The sequence below is a fragment of the Variovorax sp. CF313 genome, from assembly GCF_000282635.1.
Classification (GTDB): Bacteria; Pseudomonadota; Gammaproteobacteria; order Burkholderiales; family Burkholderiaceae_C; genus Variovorax.
In genome coordinates this window covers 32387-47782 of sequence record NZ_AKIW01000087.1, presented here as the reverse complement: position 1 = coordinate 47782, position 15396 = coordinate 32387, and the positions used below count along the sequence as shown (strand labels likewise).

The window sequence follows — 15396 nt, the reverse complement described above, 5'->3', positions numbered from 1 at the left end:
CGGGGCCGTTCGAAATCAGGCTTTGAACCGGTCTTTCGCGCGCCGAGCAAAATCGTTGGTGTAGGTCTTTGCGAGGTCGATCCTGTCGGCCTTCACGGTGGTGTCGAAGCTGGCGATCGCGGTCAGCGCGGTCTTGGGGCCGTCGACCGGCACGAGGCCGTCGGTGGCGATCGACTCGCGCACCTTGTCGAAGGACGCGAGGTACAGCGCCCGGTCGCCGAGCAGATAGGTCTCCGGCACCGTCTTGATGATGTCGCCGGGCCCCGCCGTCTGCAGCCACTTGAGCCCGTGCACGATGGCATTCGCCAGCGCCTGGCAGGTGTTGGGATTTTTCTGGATGAACTCGCTCGACGCATACAGGCAGGCTGCCGGCATCGGGCCGCCGAACACCTGCTGCGTGCCCTGGAGCGTGCGCGTGTCGCTGATGATCTTCACGTCGCCCTTCTGTTCGAGCATCGTCATCACCGGGTCGGTGTTGCTGATGGCGTCGATCTGGCCCGAGCGCAGCGCGGTGAGCGCGCCGGCCGCCACGCCGACGCCGATGTAGCTCACGTCGCTGGCCTTGAGGCCGCCGCGCGACAGCACGAGGTTGGCGACCATGTTGGTCGACGAGCCTGGCGCCGAGACGCCGATCTTCTTGCCCTTGAGGTCGGGAATGCCGGTGTAGCCCGCCATGTTCTTCGTCGACACGCCCACTGCGATCTGCGGTGCGCGGCCCTGCAGCACGAAGGCCTGGAAGAACTGGTTCTTGGCTTGCAGGTTGATGGTGTGTTCGTAGGCGCCCGAGCAGACATCGGCCGAACCGCCGACCACCGCCTGCAGCGCGCGCGCGCCGCCCGCGAAATCGGAAATCTCCACATCGAGCCCCTCGGCCTTGAAGTAGCCGAGCTGTTCGGAAATGGTGAGCGGCAGGTAGTAGAACGCCGCCTTGCCACCCACCGCGATGGAGATCCTGGTTTTTTCCAGCTTCGCCTGCTGCGCAAAGACACGCGGCAACGCGATGGTTGCGGCAGCGATGGCGGAAGCTGAAATGAGGGTTCGGCGATGGAGCATGAAACGGTGCCTGCGGGCTCGGTGATTCCTGGGACTGAATCGAGCTTAGGGGCCGCATCGGGCGACGGCATCGGGGTGATCCCGTGCGGGTTTTCACGTAATCATGAAGGCCTCGCCGCGAAGCCCGCGCCGAAGCGTCAGCGCGCCAGGAAAAGTATCGCGACGTTGACCATGAACCCGAGCGCCCAGACAGCACTGCGCGCGCTGCCCAGGCCCTTGATGTAGAGCACGATGTAGATCGCGCGCAGCACCACGTAGGCCGCGGCGAGCATGTCCAGGCGCGCCTGTGCCGCGCCGAGCTGGTGCGCGATGATCACCGCGCCGATGAAGAACGGCAGGCCTTCGAAGCTGTTCGCCTGCGCGCTGTTGGCGCGCGCGCGCCATCCGCCCTGCTTCGCGGCCCAGTCGCGCGGATGCTGGTTGTCGCGAGGGCCGAAGCTTCCAGCCTTGGCGATCCACGCCGCGAAATACGGCAAGCCGCAGGCGATGAAAACGCACCAGTAGGCGATGGTGAGCAAGGAAAAAGTCACGTTCGCATGCGCGTGCTACCTGCGATCCACCAGGGCATGCGCGATGGTGCCGAGATCGACGTATTCGAGTTCGCTGCCGGCCGGCACGCCGCGCGCAAGGCGCGTCACCGTGAGACCATGCTGCTTCAGCGCCTCGCCGATCACGTGCGCGGTGGCTTCGCCCTCGGCGGTGAAGTTCGTGGCCAGGATGACCTCGCTCACCGTGCCGTCGCGCGCGCGGTCGAAGAGCTTCTGCAGTCCGATGTCCTTCGGCCCGATGCCGTCGAGCGGACTGAGCTTGCCCATCAGCACGAAGTAATAGCCGCGGAACGCGCCGGTGCGCTCGAGTGCGGCCTGGTCGGCCGGCGTCTCGACCACGCAAAGCTTGGTTCCGTCGCGCCGCGAGTCCATGCAGACGCTGCAGATCGGCGCCTCGGTGAAGGTGTTGCAAAGCTCGCAATGCCGAACGTGACCCGCGGCCTGCTGCAGCGCGCGCGCGAGCAGCTGCGCACCCTCGCGGTCGTGCTGCAGCAGATGGAACGCCATGCGCGAGGCCGACTTGACGCCGACACCGGGCAGGCGGCGCAGCGCATCGATCAATGCGTCGAGCGAACCGGCGTCTGCCATCTCGGCCGCTTAGAACGGCAGCTTCATGCCGGGCGGGAGACCAGGCATGCCGGCCGTGAGCTTGCCCATCTTCTGCTCGCTGGTTTCCTCGGCCTTGCGCACGGCGGCGTTGAAGGCGGCCGCCACGAGGTCTTCGAGCATGTCCTTGTCATCCGCCAGCAGGCTGGGGTCGATGGTGATGCGTTTGACGTCGTGCTTGCAGGTCATGACGACCTTGACGAGGCCGGCGCCGGATTCGCCTTCGACCTCGATGTGGGCGAGTTCTTCCTGGGCCTTCTTGAGGTTGTCCTGCATTGCCTGCGCCTGCTTCATGAGGCCGGCCAATTGTCCTTTGTTGAACATCGTTGGTCCTGGTTGTTGGGTTGAAAAGTGGGTGAAGGATAAGAGAGATGGGAGCTCAGGCCGGTTTCAGGGTTCCGGGAACGATCTTCGCGTCGAAGTCGCGCATCAGCGCCTGCACTTCAGGGTCGCTCATGATGGCCTCTTCGGCCACGCGCTGGCGCTCGTCGGCGGCCTGCTTGTTGCGGCGCGCGGGGCTGTCGACCACGCCGCCGATCTCGATGGCGAGCTTGATGTTGTGGCCGAGGTTGTTCAGCGCAGCTGTCAGCTTTTCGCGGCTCGACGGCTGGTTGAGCGTCTCGCGCTCGATGCGCAGCAGCCACTGGTCCGTGTCGCGGCCCACCAGCTGCGACTGCAGCGCCAGTTCGCGTGCAAGGGCCGTGATGGCCTCGGCCGCGACCAGTTCGGAGACCGTGGCGTACCAGAAATCGCCGTCTTCGCTGGTCGGAATGGGGGTGAATGTGCTGCGCGGCTCATCGGGGCGCGGCGTGTCCCGGACACTCGGTGGAGGCTGCACGCGAATGGGCACGCCGACAACCCTGGCGGTCGTATCGCTGGCCTCGGGGCGGGATTCGGCCTGTCGGGGTTCATCGACCACCGCGAGGCGATGGCCCGCCGGGACCGGGGCGGCATGGGCGGGCGCCGCAGCAGGCGCTTCAGCGTCAATCGGAGCGCGAACGACCGGCATAGGCGCCGGAGCGGGGGCTGCGGCACGCACCGGAACCTGCGGCGCCGCGGCCGCAGCTTCATTCAGAGTTTTTTTTTCCGTGGAGGCCGTCGAAGCAGCCGCGTTGGAGGGTTTGAAGGCCAGTAGCCGCAACAGCACCATGGTCAGCGCGGCGTACTCGTCAGGGGCCAGGCCCAGCTCGCCGCGGCCGTGCAGGCACAGGCTGTAGAGCAGTTGCGTCTCGTCGGCCGGCATCAGCGCGGCGAGGCGCGCGGTGTCGGCCGCGTCGGGATCGGTGGCGGCATCGGCCGACTCCGCCCGCGAGGGCACGGCCTGCAGCACGGCCATGGCCTGCAGCACAGCCGTCATTTCTTCCAGCGTGGAGGCGGCGGACATGCCGTCGACGCGCAGCGCCTCGGAGGTTTCGACCACCGTCTTGCCGTCGCCCTGCGCGAGCGCCTCGATCAGGCGGAATACATGACCTCGATCGACGCTGCCGAGCATCTGGCGCACGCCCGCTTCCACGAGTTCGCCGTTGCCGAAGGCGATGGCCTGGTCCGTGAGCGACAGCGCGTCGCGCATCGAGCCGCGCGCCGCGCGCGCCAGGAGGCGAAGCGCCTGCGGCTCGGCCGGAACATTCTCGGTGTGCAGCACGCCGGTGAGGTGTTCGAGCACCGTCTCGGGCGCCATCGGCCGCAGGTTGAACTGCAGGCAGCGCGACAGCACCGTGACCGGCACCTTCTGCGGATCGGTCGTGGCCAGCACGAATTTGAGGTACTCGGGCGGTTCCTCGAGCGTCTTCAGCATCGCGTTGAACGCGGTGTTCGTGAGCATGTGCACTTCGTCGATCATGAAGACCTTGAAGCGCCCCTGCACCGGCTTGTAGACGGCTTGCTCGAGCAGCGACTGCACCTCGTCCACGCCGCGGTTCGAGGCCGCGTCGAGCTCGGTGTAATCCACGAAGCGGCCCGAATCGATGTCGCGGCAGGCCTGGCACACACCGCACGGCGTGGCCGTGATGCCGCCCTGGCCATCCGGGCCCTGGCAGTTGAGCGACTTCGCCAGAATCCGCGAAACAGTGGTCTTGCCGACACCGCGGGTGCCGGTGAAAAGATAGGCGTGATGCAGGCGCTGCGTGGTCAACGCGTTCTCGAGCGCCTGCACCACGTGCCCCTGGCCGACCATCTCACCGAAGGTTTTCGGACGGAACTTGCGAGCGAGCACGAGATAAGACATTGCGGGCATTCTAAAAGGCGTGAGGCGCCGATCCGGCCCCGGTCGCAAGAAACGAGAGGCTTCTCTGCCCCGCTCCGGAGGGGCGCCGCGCACGGCCGCCCGAAGCGGCCGCCCCGCCTCCTGGAAGGGGGTTGGCGAAGCGACACGAAGTGCGCGAAGACTGGGGGGTTAGAATCCATGCTGACGGGCCTCCCTGCATGGTGAAGTGGCCAACCGGGTCAGGTGGGGAACCAAGCAGCCCTAACTGCGTAGTCAGTGCCAGGGGTAAGGCTCGTCAACCTCTTCAGCAGCTTCGTTTCATTCCGTGCGAAATGAAACGAGGCTTGCAACAATCACTCTCAGCCCAGACCTAGACGACGAATCGCGCCGCGCGCCGCGGCCGCGCCGCTGGCCATCGACGCTGTCAGCAGGTAGCCGCCGGTCGGCGCCTCCCAGTCGAGCATCTCTCCTGCCGCAAACACGCCGGGCAGCGCGTTCGACATCAGCTGCGCATCCAGCGCGTCGAAGCGCACGCCGCCTGCCGTGCTGATCGCCTCGTCGACCGGCCGCGTCGCGATGAGCTTCAAGGGCACCGCCTTGATCGTCGCGGCCAGTTGCGCGGCGTCCTGCATCGCTTCGCGGCCCAAGGCCTCGTGCAGCACCCCCGCCTTGATGCCCTCGAGCCCCAGCCGGCTCTTGAGATGGCTGCTGAGCGAACGCGCGCCGCGAGGGTGCGTCACTGCGGCCAATACCTGTTCGGCACTGCGGTCGGGCAGCAGATCCAGCAACAGCGTCGCGCTGCCCTTCGCGGCAATCTCGTCGCGCAGCAGCGCCGACGCCGCATAGATCAGGCTGCCTTCGATCCCCTTGGCTGTCGCGACGAACTCGCCCTTGCGCGCAAAGTGCCTCCCGTGGCTGTCGGTGAACGAGATCGCGACCGACTTGAACGGCTGCCCGGCAAACCGGCTGGAGAAATGCTCGCTCCAGCCGGTGCCGTCGAAGCCTGAATTGGCCGCCAGCAGCGGCGCCACTTCCACACCCTGCGCCTGAAGCCACGGCACCCACGCGCCATCGGAGCCGAGACGAGCCCAGCTCGCGCCGCCGAGCGCCAGCACTACCGCATCGGCCTTTGCCGCAATGCCGCCGGCAGGCGTCGCGAACCGCAGCGACGCCGTGTCGAAAACCCCATCGCCCATCCAACGATGCCGCATATGAAACTGCACACCCGCCGCGCGCAAACGATGCAACCACGCGCGCAGCAGCGGCGCGGCCTTCATGTCGGTTGGAAACACGCGCCCCGACGTGCCGACGAAGGTCTCGATGCCCAGGCCGCTCGCCCATTCGCGCATCTGCTGCGGTCCGAACAGCGCCAGCATCGGTTCGAGCTGCGCGCGGCGCTCGCCGAAGCGGGTCATGAACACATCGAAGGGCTCCGAGTGCGTGAGGTTCAGCCCGCCACGGCCGGCCAGCAGGAACTTGCGGCCGACCGAAGGCATCGCGTCATACACATGCACCTGTGCGCCGGAAGCGCTCAGGACTTCAGCCGCCATCAGGCCGGCAGGTCCGCCGCCGATGACGGCGACGGTAGGGGAAACAGTCATTCGAGATTTACCAGTTCGCCCTGCCCGGTGAGGAACGCGACGCGCACCGTGGCACCGGGATAGGCATGTTGCACCGCTGCGCGATAGCGCTGCATCTGTGCGATCAGCGCAGCGTCCCGTTCGGGGCGCGCCGCAGATTTGTAGTCGAGGATCCACCAGGCGCCGCTGTCGCGCTCGCGCACCAGACGGTCGATGCGCAAGATCTCGCCTTCATGCACCAGCGTGACTTCGTTGCCATGCCAGTCGACCCTGCGATCGTCCCACACCCAGGCGCCCTCGCCCGCGCGGATGCGCTGCGCCAGCGCGGCGGCACCGCGCGCCTGCTGCGCATCGAGCATGAATTCGCGTGCTGCAGCGCGCACGTGGGCCGCAGGCAGCGGCTCGCCAGGGACAGCCCATTCGAGCAGGCGGTGCATGGCCTGGCCGAAGGCGGCGGCGCGCGCGTCAACGGTGGTGTCTGGCGCTTTCTTGGTGGCAGGTTGTTCGACCAACACGGGCGCCGCAGGCATGCGCTTCATCGAGAAGCTGCCCGCGCCGGAGTCGGTCGGCAAGGCGACCAGTGGCTCGTCGGCCTCGGTAGGCTCGCACAGCGGCTCCAATCGCGCCCACCAGCTGCCTTCGTTGGCGCGCGCCGGGCGCACCGACGACAACACCAGCCGCTCGCGTGCCCGCGTGGTCGCGACGTAAAGGCCGTTGAGCTCTTCACGATGGCGCGCGCGCTGCTCCTCTTCGAGCAATGCCGCCGCGCAGGCCGGCGGCGTCTTCTCGCTCGCAAGGAACACGAAGCGCGTCGGCGCGCTGTCGCTGCCCTTCCATTCGACCAACACGCCCATGGTCTGGGCACGCGGTGGTGCCGCGTCGCAGTCGAGCATGAGAACGGTATCGGCCTCCAGTCCCTTCGCGCCATGCACGGTCAGCAGTTGCACCGCATCGGGCGCGGCAACGGCCGGGGCGCGCACGCCGCCAGCGCGCAACGCACGCACCAGTGCATACGGTGTCGCGAAACGTGCGCCGTCAATCTCGAGCGATGCGGACAGCAGGCCGCGCAGATTGGCCAGCGCGCTCTGGCGCATCGCGGCGGGAACTGCGGCGCCGAATTTCGCGAGCAGATCGCCATCGTGAAAGATCGCGTCTAGCGCGTCGTGGGGCGGCAGTGTCATCAGCCAGCGCTGCCACTTCCTGAGCTTTGTGCCCGCCTCGATCAACGCCGGCGGCAGGCTTTCGTCCTTCAGGATCAGCGCGAACCAGCTCACCGGGCCGCGCTCGCGCTGGCGCAGTGCGAGCTGCACCAGCGCCTCGTCACCGATGCCGAACACCGGCGACTTCAGCGCCCGCGCCAGCGAAAGATCGTGCGCGGGCGACACCAGCACATCGATCAGCGCGACCACGTCCTGCACTTCGGGTGCGTCGTGCAGATCGTTCTTCTCTGGCTGCTGCACGGGAATGTGGCGCTGGCGCAATGCGTCCTGCATGGCCGAGAGCCGGCTGCGGCGGCGCGCCAGCACCATGATCTGGCGCGGCGGCGTGCCGTCGGCGATGCGCTGCGCCACCCATTGCGCGGCCTGTTCGCATTCCTTCTGCAGCAGCTGTTCTTCGGGCAGCACGCGCGGTGTGACGAGGCTGTCGCGCCAGTGCAGCATGCCGTCGTCGGCCGGTGCCGCATCGGACGCATCGCCGAGTGCGTCGCGGTCGATGGCCGGCAGCTTGAGCAGTTCGCCTTCGTCGCCGCGCTCGGTGGTGTGGGCGCGGTAGCCATCGAACTCACCGGCCTCTTGCGCCGCCAGCATCGCCGTATTGACCAGCCCGACCACGGCCCGCGCATTGCGGTGGGTGTGGTCGCAGTTAAGCAACTCGCCGTCGAGCCCTTCGCGCACGAACTTCTTCGCGGCGATGAACACCTGCGGCTCGGCGCGGCGGAAGCGGTAGATGCTCTGCTTCGGGTCGCCCACGATGAACACGCGCGGCGCGCGGCCCTGCGCCCCGGTGTACGCGCTGAGCCAGCCGTACAGCGCCTGCCACTGCAGCGGGTTGGTGTCCTGGAATTCGTCGATCAGCAGGTGCGCAATGCGCGCGTCGAGCCGCTCCTGCACCCAGCCCGACAGCGCCGACTGGCCGAGCAGCAGTTGCGCGGCCTGCTCGACGTCGTTCATGTCGACCCAGCCGTGGGCACGCTTCACATCGGCAAAGGCTGCGATCAGCAGGCGTGTGAGGCGCGTCATGCGCTGCTGGTAGAGCCATGCGGCGTGCTGGGCCTGCGCGCCGCACAGCACCTGCAGCTCGGCCTCGGCTTCCTGCGCGGCGGGGAACTTCTGCAGGTTCTTGTTGAGGCGATCTTCGGTGGCGACGAAGAAGTTCTTGCGCAGGTGCGCGAGCGCGGCCGCCAGCGAATCGGCTGGAGGCTCGGCCATGCCGAACACGTCGATGATGGCCTCGGCCGCCTTCTGCGGCGTCTTGTTGCTCTCGCGGCCGAGCGCGGCGGCGCGGTCAAGCCAACGGCGGCGCACCGGCTCGCCGAGCAAGGCCTCGGTCGGTTCGTCAAGGCCTTCGAGCGACGGAAAGAACACGCTGAAATGCTGGACGGCATTCTCTGCATCGGCCAGTGAGAACTCGACGCGCTTCGAGAGCGCCTCGCTCAGGGCCTTGGCCGTCTGCGAGCGGCCGTGCGTCGCGACGACGGCGTAGTAATCGGCCAGCGCATTCTTGTCGGCGGTGACGGCCTCGAAGAAGGGCCGCCACGTGTGGCCGCGCGCCTCGGCGTCGTCTTCGAGCAGTTCGTAGTTCGACGGCAGGCCCAGCTCGCGCAGCGCCGCGAGCGGCGCATTGCGCAGCAGGCCCGCGAACCAGGCGTGGAAGGTGCGGAACTGCACCGGCCTGCCGCCTTCGAGCAGGCGCCTGTAGAGGCCCTTCAGGCGCGGCACGGCGGCCAATGCGGCCGCCGGCTCGACGCCGCGCATCACGAGCTGGCCGACCAGTTCTTCCGGCGTCCGTTCAGCAAAATCCTCGAGCCACTGGTCGAGCCGCTCGCGCATCTCGCCGGCCGCCTTCTTCGTGAAGGTGATGGCCAGGATCTCATGCGGCTCGCAGGCAGACTCGCCTTCTTCGAGCAGCGCGCGCAGGATGCGCGACACCAGCATCCAGGTCTTGCCCGCGCCCGCACAGGCTTCGACGGCGACCGAGCGGCGCGGGTCGCAGGCGACGGTATAGAAGGCCTCGCGCGTGACGTGCCGGCCGTTGTGTTCGTAGGCAGCGCCGTTCATTTCGCAATGCCCCCGGGCCGGGGGACCTCGTTGCCCCAGAAGTCCTTGCGGCAAAGGCCGCGTGCGGCGCAGTAGTCGCAGACGGCGCCCTCCCCTAATGGCGGCAGTGCTGCCCCCTGTGCAATGCGCGTGAAGTCGTCGATGATGCCGGCCACCAGCGCATCCCGCGCCTCGACCACGGCGGGCTGCTCGACGGTCTGCGTGCCGGAGGACTTTTCCCCGACGTTCACATAGGCCGCACGCAAGGTGTCGTCGGCCACCAGCGCGGCATAGAAGGCCAGTTGCGTGTCTTCGGTCGGGTCTTTCACGCGCTCCTTGCTGACGGCGGCGGACTCGGTCTTGTAGTCGATCACGAAAGCCTGGCCGTCTGGCATGCGGTCGATGCGATCGAGCCGGCCGATCAGCCGCAGCGTGCCCAGGGACTGCTCCTTCCAGGGCTCGGCTTCGACGAAAACCGCGCCGCCCGCCTCGTGCCCCGTCAACCAGTTGAGGTAGCCGTCGCGCACCGCGGGCCAGGCCGCGGCGAAAGGCAGGAACTCGGCTGCGGACAGGCTGAGCTCCTGCGTCGCGCGCCGGGCGGCCTCTTCGATGAGCGCGGTGCGTTCCTGGGCGTCCTGCGTCGCAGCCTCAGCCAGCGTCTCGTGGAAGTGACCAAGCACGGCATGCAGCCAGTTGCCGAAGTCGCGCTTGTCGATCTCGGCATCGAGCTCGTCGGCGCTGCGCAGGCCCAACTGCCGCAACGCGAAGAAGCGGTAGGGGCAGCGGCGCAGGTCTTCGTACACGCTGGTCGAGATGTTCTCCAGTGGCAGGAGCGCGCCGGAAGGGGTCGGATATTCGGTTGGCTGCACGGTCACGTCGCGCGGCGTGCGCGGATCGGCCGAGGGCTGCAGCGCGTGATCGAGCTGCAGCGCCTGCACCAGCGGACTGGGCCGTACCGGCTCGCCGCTGGCGTCGGACTGGCGCCAGATCAACTCGCACGACAAGTTGTGCAGGGCCGCGGCCCAGGCCGCGCGTTGCGCAGCTTCGAGCGTTTCACGCGACGCCAGGCCCAGTTCGAGTCGCTGGGCGGCGCTCCAGTTGCCGGGCGGCTCGGGCGACGCAGGCAGGCGCCGGTCGTCGCAGCCGGGGATGACCACGGCGCCGAACGCACGGCCCAGCAATTGGTACAGCGGCAGCACGACGACCTTAGGTGCCTGGTCGCCCGCGGGGGGCACGAAGCTCGCGTCTTCCAGCACGTCGCGGACCCAGGCGGTGAATTCGGCCAGCGTGTGGCGCCCGCCGGGGAAATCGTCGTCGTCGCCATGCGCGCCGGCATCGAGCCACAGGGCGCCGATCACTTTGCCGCCCGCGAGGTCTTCGTCGAGCAGCGCCCATTGGCCGCTGGCTTCCAGCAGCTCGCGCAACGCGCGCAGCCAGTCGGCCAGGGGGCGGGACCGGGCCATGGGCGCGCGTCGCGCCTCGATGGCCTCGGTGAAGGACAGCAACGTGGCGTCCTGCGCTTTCTCGCTGCGCGCCACCAAGGCACACCAGGCCAACCAGTCGCGCAGGCCCTCGCGGCGCAAGCGGGCTTCGAGCAGTTGCACAGCCGGTGCATCGCCATCGGTGCCGCTCTTGAGCCATTCGAGCACCTGGTCGCTGGCGGCGTCGTGGGCGCAGGCGCGCAGCGCGCTCATCAGCGTGGCGGCAGCGCGCGTGGTCGACAGCTTCCAGCCCGTTTCGTCGTGCGTGACGATACCTTTCGCACTCAGCTGGGCGCTGATGCGGCGCGTGAGGGCGCGGTCGGTTGCGATCAAGGCGACCGGTGCGCGGTCTTCGGCGAGGTGGCGCAGCACGCAGGCGGCGGCGAGTTCGGCTTCGTCTTCGGGGTCGAGGGCGACGTGCGAAACCGCAGCCTGCGTGGGCGCGCCCGAGGGCACGAGCGAGAGATGAAGAGCGCGGTCGCCCCACAGCTTGCAGAGCGACTGCGTGAGCGGATCGGCCAGGAAGCCCTCGAGCACGATCAGCGCGTCGACCTGCGCGCGCGTGCTGTCGCGCAGGAGCACGTCGGTGGCATAGCCCGAGGTCGAGGCCCACGCGACGGCGATGCGGATCAGCGCGCTCTCGATGCGAAACCATTCCGACTCGCTGCCCGCCTCGGCCACGCCCGCCGCGCGTTGCGCCCATTCGCCGCCCCGCTCTTCGGGACTCACGGCAGCTGCAAGAGGGGCCAGTTGATACGCCAGTTCGACGACGCGGCCGGCAAGGGCGAAGCGCTCGGCGCTGAAACCGGCTTGCGACAGCAGCGCCTGCGCCGTGACCAGGTCGCGCGCCATGTCGTGCGCGATGTCGTAGCCGGCCGGCACGAAGCCGCCCGCGCTGCGGGCCCAGTTATGGGTGGTCTCGAAGCGCGGCACGAAGCCTGGGCTGCCGCTGCGGGCCCACATGGCGCGCGCCACGCCCATCAACTGCGCGTAGGGCACCAGCACCACGGTGCGGGCGGCATGCAGCTGGCGATCGGCCAGCGCGCGGACGATCCGCGCAACGACGCCATCGGCGGGATCGCACCACAGGGCCTGGACAGGGAGGCCTTCGTTCATGTTCTATCGAGGGGTTGGAGAGCGCGTGGACGTGACGCACAAGGGCTTTTGGCTATCGCCGCCATAGCGTCCCCGCACGGCACGCCACCCCTTGGTTTCTGTCACAATGACCAGCACTTTAGCTGCACCGAAACTCTCTGCGCACAAGGACCCACACATGGCCAGCGAACTCATCAAACACATCTCCGATTCCTCCTTCGAGGCCGACGTGCTCAAGTCCAGCCAGCCCGTGCTGGTCGATTACTGGGCCGAATGGTGCGGTCCCTGCAAGATGATCGCCCCGATCCTCGACGAAGTGTCGGCCGCCTACGAAGGCAAGCTGAAGATCGCCAAGCTGAACGTGGACGAGAACCGCGACATTCCCGCCAAGTTCGGCATTCGCGGCATCCCCACGCTGATGCTGTTCAAGGACGGCCAGTTGGCCGCCACCAAGGTCGGCGCCATGAGCAAGGCGCAACTCACGGCCTTCATCGACCAGCAGCTCGCCTGAGCGATTTCCACCGGCCAGCGCGCAATGCGTTGGCCGGCGCGTTTTTCCTGTCATAATCTCCCACAGATCACCGGCCCTTTATCCAGGCAACCGGTTCGAGTTCCCCGGTTGGTGAGGCACCTCTCGCTTCACACCCAACCTCCCCCCGTTTTCCGTTCGATTACCCCGCGAGGGGTCATTCCATGCACTTAAACGAACTCAAGGCACTCCACGTGTCTGAAGTCCTCAAGCAAGCCGAAGCGCTTGAGATCGAAAACGTCGGCCGCATGCGCAAGCAGGAGTTGATGTTCGCGATCATCAAGAAGCGCGCCAAGGCCGGCGAACAGGTCTTCGCCGACGGCGTGCTCGAAATACTGCCCGACGGCTTCGGCTTCCTGCGCAGCCCCGACACCAGCTTCACGGCCAGCACGGACGACATCTACATCTCGCCGAGCCAGGTGCGCCGCTTCAACCTGCACACCGGCGACATGATCGAAGGCGAGGTGCGCACGCCCAAGGACGGCGAGCGCTATTTCGCGCTGACCAAGCTCGACAAGGTCAACGACGGTCCGCCCGAGCAGAACAAGCACAAGGTGATGTTCGAAAACCTGACGCCGCTGTTCCCCAAGGAGCAGATGAAGCTCGAGCGCGACGGCATCAAGGGCGACGAGAACATCACGGGCCGCATCATCGACATCATCGCGCCCATCGGCAAGGGCCAGCGCGCCCTGCTCGTGGCACCGCCCAAGAGCGGCAAGACGGTGATGATGCAGCACATTGCCCACGCGATCAGCGCCAACTACCCCGACGTCCACATGATGGTGCTGCTCGTCGACGAGCGCCCTGAAGAAGTGACCGAAATGCAGCGCACGGTGAAGGGCGAAGTCATTGCTTCGACCTTCGACGAGCCCGCAGCGCGCCACGTGCACGTCGCCGAAATGGTGATCGAGCGCGCCAAGCGCCTGGTCGAACTGAAGAAGGACGTGGTGATCCTGCTCGACTCGATCACCCGCCTCGCCCGCGCCTACAACAACGTCGTGCCCTCGTCGGGCAAGGTGCTGACGGGCGGCGTCGACTCCAACGCGCTGCAGCGCCCCAAGCGCTTCCTGGGCGCCGCGCGCAACGTGGAAGAAGGCGGCTCGCTGACCATCATCGGCACCGCGCTGATCGATACCGGCAGCCGCATGGACGAAGTGATCTTCGAAGAGTTCAAGGGCACCGGCAACTCCGAAATCCACCTCGACCGCCGCCTGTACGAAAAGCGCGTGTTCCCCTCGATCCAGCTCAACCGCAGCGGCACGCGCCGCGAAGAATTGCTGCTGGCACCCGAGATCCTCCAGAAGACCCGCATCCTGCGTCAGCTCATGTACAACATGGACGAGATCGAGTCGATGGAGCTGATGCTCAAGAACATGAAGGCGACCAAGACCAATGTCGAGTTCTTCGACATGATGCGTCGCGGCGGCTGAGCACCACGCTCTTCCGCAAAAGCGCGTTGGCCCTCAAGGGCCGACGCGCTTTTTTCATGGGCGCTCGATGCGGATGGCGCGGCCTTCGACGGTGCTCTGGCGGCCGATGTCGAGCAACTCCATCAGCGCGACGGCCTGCTCGGGCGGCACGGGGTTCGGGCCGTGGCCGAGGATCGCGTCGCGGACCGCAGCGTAGTAGTCGACGTAGTTGCCTGGCCGCGTCGGCAAGGCGCGAAAGTGCGGCGCCCCATCGCTGCCGATCAGCGTGAGCTCGCCATCGAGCGGATCGGCGCCCCACCCCACGGCCGGCGGCCGCTGCCCGGCGCGCAGCGCATCCTCCTGGGTATCGACGCCGTGCTTGACGTAGCTGCCACGCGTGCCGTGCACGATGTAGCGCGGCGCCGCATGGGCGGCGAGCGTCGTCGAATGCAGCACCACGCGCAGCGGCGCATGCGGCCCCAGCTCGTAGCGCAGCACGGCATGAAAGTAGTCTTCGACCACAGCACCGTCGCGCAGCACGGCGGTGTCGAGCTGGATCGTGTCGGGCCGGCCGAAAAGCTGCACCGCCTGATCGACCAGATGGGCGCCCAGGTCCACCCACAGGCCCGACCCCGGCACGGCCTGCTCGCGCCAGCGCGCCTTCACCTCGGGCCGGAAGCGGTCGAAATGCGACTCCAGGTACACCGGCCGGCCCAATTCGCCGGACGCCAGGACATCCTTGAGGGTCAGGAAATCGGCATCGAAACGCCGGTTCTGATACACCGCCAAGACAAGGTTGTTGCGCTTGGACAACGCCTCGAGCTCCCGCGCCTCAGCCACATCGAGCGTGAAAGGCTTGTCCACCACCACGTGCTTGCCGGCCTCCAGCGCTGCCTTGGCGACCGGATGGTGCTGTGCATTGGGCGTCGCGACCACGACGAGGTCGATGTCGGCGCGGGCCACCAGCGCCGCCACGTCGGGCACCACGGGCACACCGGGCCAGTCGGCGTGCACTTTGTGCGGCTGCGAACTCACCACTGCGGCCAGTTCGAGCCCCGGAACGGCCGAAAGCACCGGCGCATGGAAGGTCTGGCCGGCAAAACCGTAGCCGACGAGGCCGGCGCGCAAAGGTGCGGAGGTCATGGAAGGGTTCCGTTTGCTCGAAAATAGGGCAGTATGCGATAATCATGGGCTCCGCGAAAAGTGCGGCTGGGCAGCTTCGCCCGGCCTCCTGGATTTCCCAGGGCAGCGCGCCAGACCATTGGCACGCTGGTGGCTCTCGCATCGACCGCGCATTGATTCCAACAGCGCAAAAGGAAAAACCATGGCAAAAGAAGGCATCCACCCGAATTACCGCGAAATCCTGTTCGTCGACATGTCGAACGGCTTCAAGTTCGTGACCCGTTCGTGCGCGAACACCAAGGAAATGGGCAAGACCGACGACGGTCGCGAGCTCCCCCTGTTCAAGCTCGACACCACCAGCGAATCGCACCCGTTCTACACCGGCACGCAGAAGTCGGTCGACAACATGGGCGGCCGCGTCGAGAAGTTCCGCAACCGTTTCGGCAAGACCACCGGCGCTGCTTCGAAGTAAGGCACGCGCTTTCGCGTCGAGGGCAGCCCGGTTTACCGCGC

The 15396-nt window shown here is 67.3% G+C and carries 12 protein-coding genes and 1 other RNA gene; 4 read left to right on the top strand and 9 right to left on the bottom strand.

Annotation, left to right across the window (positions count from 1 at the left end):
- Positions 1-15: 15 nt before the first annotated feature.
- From PMI12_RS21525 to dnaX, 5 genes are all read right to left on the bottom strand, one after another.
- Positions 16-1053: an ABC transporter substrate-binding protein gene (locus PMI12_RS21525; RefSeq protein WP_007836672.1), complete on the bottom strand. Its 1038-nt coding sequence runs from the start codon at positions 1051-1053 to the stop codon at positions 16-18.
- Between the two features lie 137 nt (positions 1054-1190).
- Positions 1191-1583, bottom strand: coding sequence for an MAPEG family protein (locus PMI12_RS21520; protein ID WP_042673964.1), 393 nt, complete (start codon positions 1581-1583; stop codon positions 1191-1193).
- A 15-nt stretch (positions 1584-1598) separates the two neighbouring features.
- Positions 1599-2189 (bottom strand): recombination mediator RecR, encoded by a 591-nt coding sequence (recR, locus tag PMI12_RS21515; RefSeq protein ID WP_007836670.1) that lies wholly within the window; start codon positions 2187-2189, stop codon positions 1599-1601.
- A gap of 9 nt (positions 2190-2198) precedes the next feature.
- Positions 2199-2531, bottom strand: coding sequence for a YbaB/EbfC family nucleoid-associated protein (locus PMI12_RS21510; protein WP_007836669.1), 333 nt, complete (start codon positions 2529-2531; stop codon positions 2199-2201).
- Positions 2532-2586: 55 nt separating this feature from the next.
- The gene (gene dnaX / locus PMI12_RS21505; RefSeq protein WP_007836668.1) at positions 2587-4431 is read right to left on the bottom strand and encodes a DNA polymerase III subunit gamma/tau; all 1845 of its coding nucleotides are present in this window, start codon (positions 4429-4431) and stop codon (positions 2587-2589) included.
- A gap of 182 nt (positions 4432-4613) precedes the next feature.
- Between dnaX and ffs the strand changes: the two genes are divergently transcribed.
- Positions 4614-4710, top strand: an RNA gene (gene ffs / locus PMI12_RS27860) — signal recognition particle sRNA small type.
- 59 nt (positions 4711-4769) lie between these two features.
- Here the strand turns inward: ffs and PMI12_RS21500 are convergent.
- From PMI12_RS21500 to PMI12_RS21490, 3 genes are read right to left on the bottom strand one after another with little or no spacing between them, the layout of a single operon-like run.
- Entirely contained in the window at positions 4770-6011 is a 1242-nt protein-coding gene (locus PMI12_RS21500) for a TIGR03862 family flavoprotein (protein WP_007836667.1), read from the bottom strand.
- The gene (locus PMI12_RS21495) at positions 6008-9268 is read right to left on the bottom strand and encodes a UvrD-helicase domain-containing protein (protein WP_007836666.1); all 3261 of its coding nucleotides are present in this window, start codon (positions 9266-9268) and stop codon (positions 6008-6010) included. The genes PMI12_RS21500 and PMI12_RS21495 overlap by 4 nt, the downstream gene beginning before the upstream one ends.
- Positions 9265-11844, bottom strand: coding sequence for a PD-(D/E)XK nuclease family protein (locus tag PMI12_RS21490; RefSeq protein WP_007836665.1), 2580 nt, complete (start codon positions 11842-11844; stop codon positions 9265-9267). The genes PMI12_RS21495 and PMI12_RS21490 overlap by 4 nt, the downstream gene beginning before the upstream one ends.
- A gap of 157 nt (positions 11845-12001) precedes the next feature.
- On the opposite strand from PMI12_RS21490, the gene trxA reads away from it, so the two are divergent.
- Positions 12002-12334, top strand: coding sequence for a thioredoxin TrxA (trxA, locus tag PMI12_RS21485; protein ID WP_007836664.1), 333 nt, complete (start codon positions 12002-12004; stop codon positions 12332-12334).
- A 182-nt stretch (positions 12335-12516) separates the two neighbouring features.
- On the top strand, positions 12517-13782 hold the full coding sequence (rho, locus tag PMI12_RS21480) for a transcription termination factor Rho (protein WP_007836663.1): 1266 nt from the start codon (positions 12517-12519) through the stop codon (positions 13780-13782).
- 54 nt (positions 13783-13836) lie between these two features.
- Here rho and PMI12_RS21475 read toward each other — a convergent pair whose 3' ends face one another.
- Positions 13837-14904 (bottom strand): oxidoreductase, encoded by a 1068-nt coding sequence (locus PMI12_RS21475; RefSeq protein WP_007836662.1) that lies wholly within the window; start codon positions 14902-14904, stop codon positions 13837-13839.
- A gap of 181 nt (positions 14905-15085) precedes the next feature.
- Here PMI12_RS21475 and PMI12_RS21470 point away from each other — a divergent pair, with 181 nt between their 5' ends.
- A complete protein-coding gene (locus tag PMI12_RS21470; protein ID WP_007836661.1) occupies positions 15086-15355 on the top strand; it encodes a type B 50S ribosomal protein L31 in 270 nt (89 codons plus the stop codon).
- The last annotated feature ends 41 nt before the right edge of the window (positions 15356-15396 follow it).

Excerpts from the sequence above, each read along its gene's own strand:
- PMI12_RS21525 (WP_007836672.1), bottom strand. The coding sequence starts at position 1,053 with ATGCTCCATCGCCGAACCCTCATTTCAGCTTCCGCCATCGCTGCCGCA.
- recR (WP_007836670.1), bottom strand. The coding sequence starts at position 2,189 with ATGGCAGACGCCGGTTCGCTCGACGCATTGATCGATGCGCTGCGCCGC.
- PMI12_RS21510 (WP_007836669.1), bottom strand. The coding sequence starts at position 2,531 with ATGTTCAACAAAGGACAATTGGCCGGCCTCATGAAGCAGGCGCAGGCA.
- dnaX (WP_007836668.1), bottom strand. The coding sequence starts at position 4,431 with ATGTCTTATCTCGTGCTCGCTCGCAAGTTCCGTCCGAAAACCTTCGGT.
- PMI12_RS21500 (WP_007836667.1), bottom strand. The coding sequence starts at position 6,011 with ATGACTGTTTCCCCTACCGTCGCCGTCATCGGCGGCGGACCTGCCGGC.
- PMI12_RS21495 (WP_007836666.1), bottom strand. The coding sequence starts at position 9,268 with ATGAACGGCGCTGCCTACGAACACAACGGCCGGCACGTCACGCGCGAG.
- PMI12_RS21490 (WP_007836665.1), bottom strand. The coding sequence starts at position 11,844 with ATGAACGAAGGCCTCCCTGTCCAGGCCCTGTGGTGCGATCCCGCCGAT.
- trxA (WP_007836664.1), top strand. The coding sequence starts at position 12,002 with ATGGCCAGCGAACTCATCAAACACATCTCCGATTCCTCCTTCGAGGCC.
- rho (WP_007836663.1), top strand. The coding sequence starts at position 12,517 with ATGCACTTAAACGAACTCAAGGCACTCCACGTGTCTGAAGTCCTCAAG.
- PMI12_RS21475 (WP_007836662.1), bottom strand. The coding sequence starts at position 14,904 with ATGACCTCCGCACCTTTGCGCGCCGGCCTCGTCGGCTACGGTTTTGCC.
- PMI12_RS21470 (WP_007836661.1), top strand. The coding sequence starts at position 15,086 with ATGGCAAAAGAAGGCATCCACCCGAATTACCGCGAAATCCTGTTCGTC.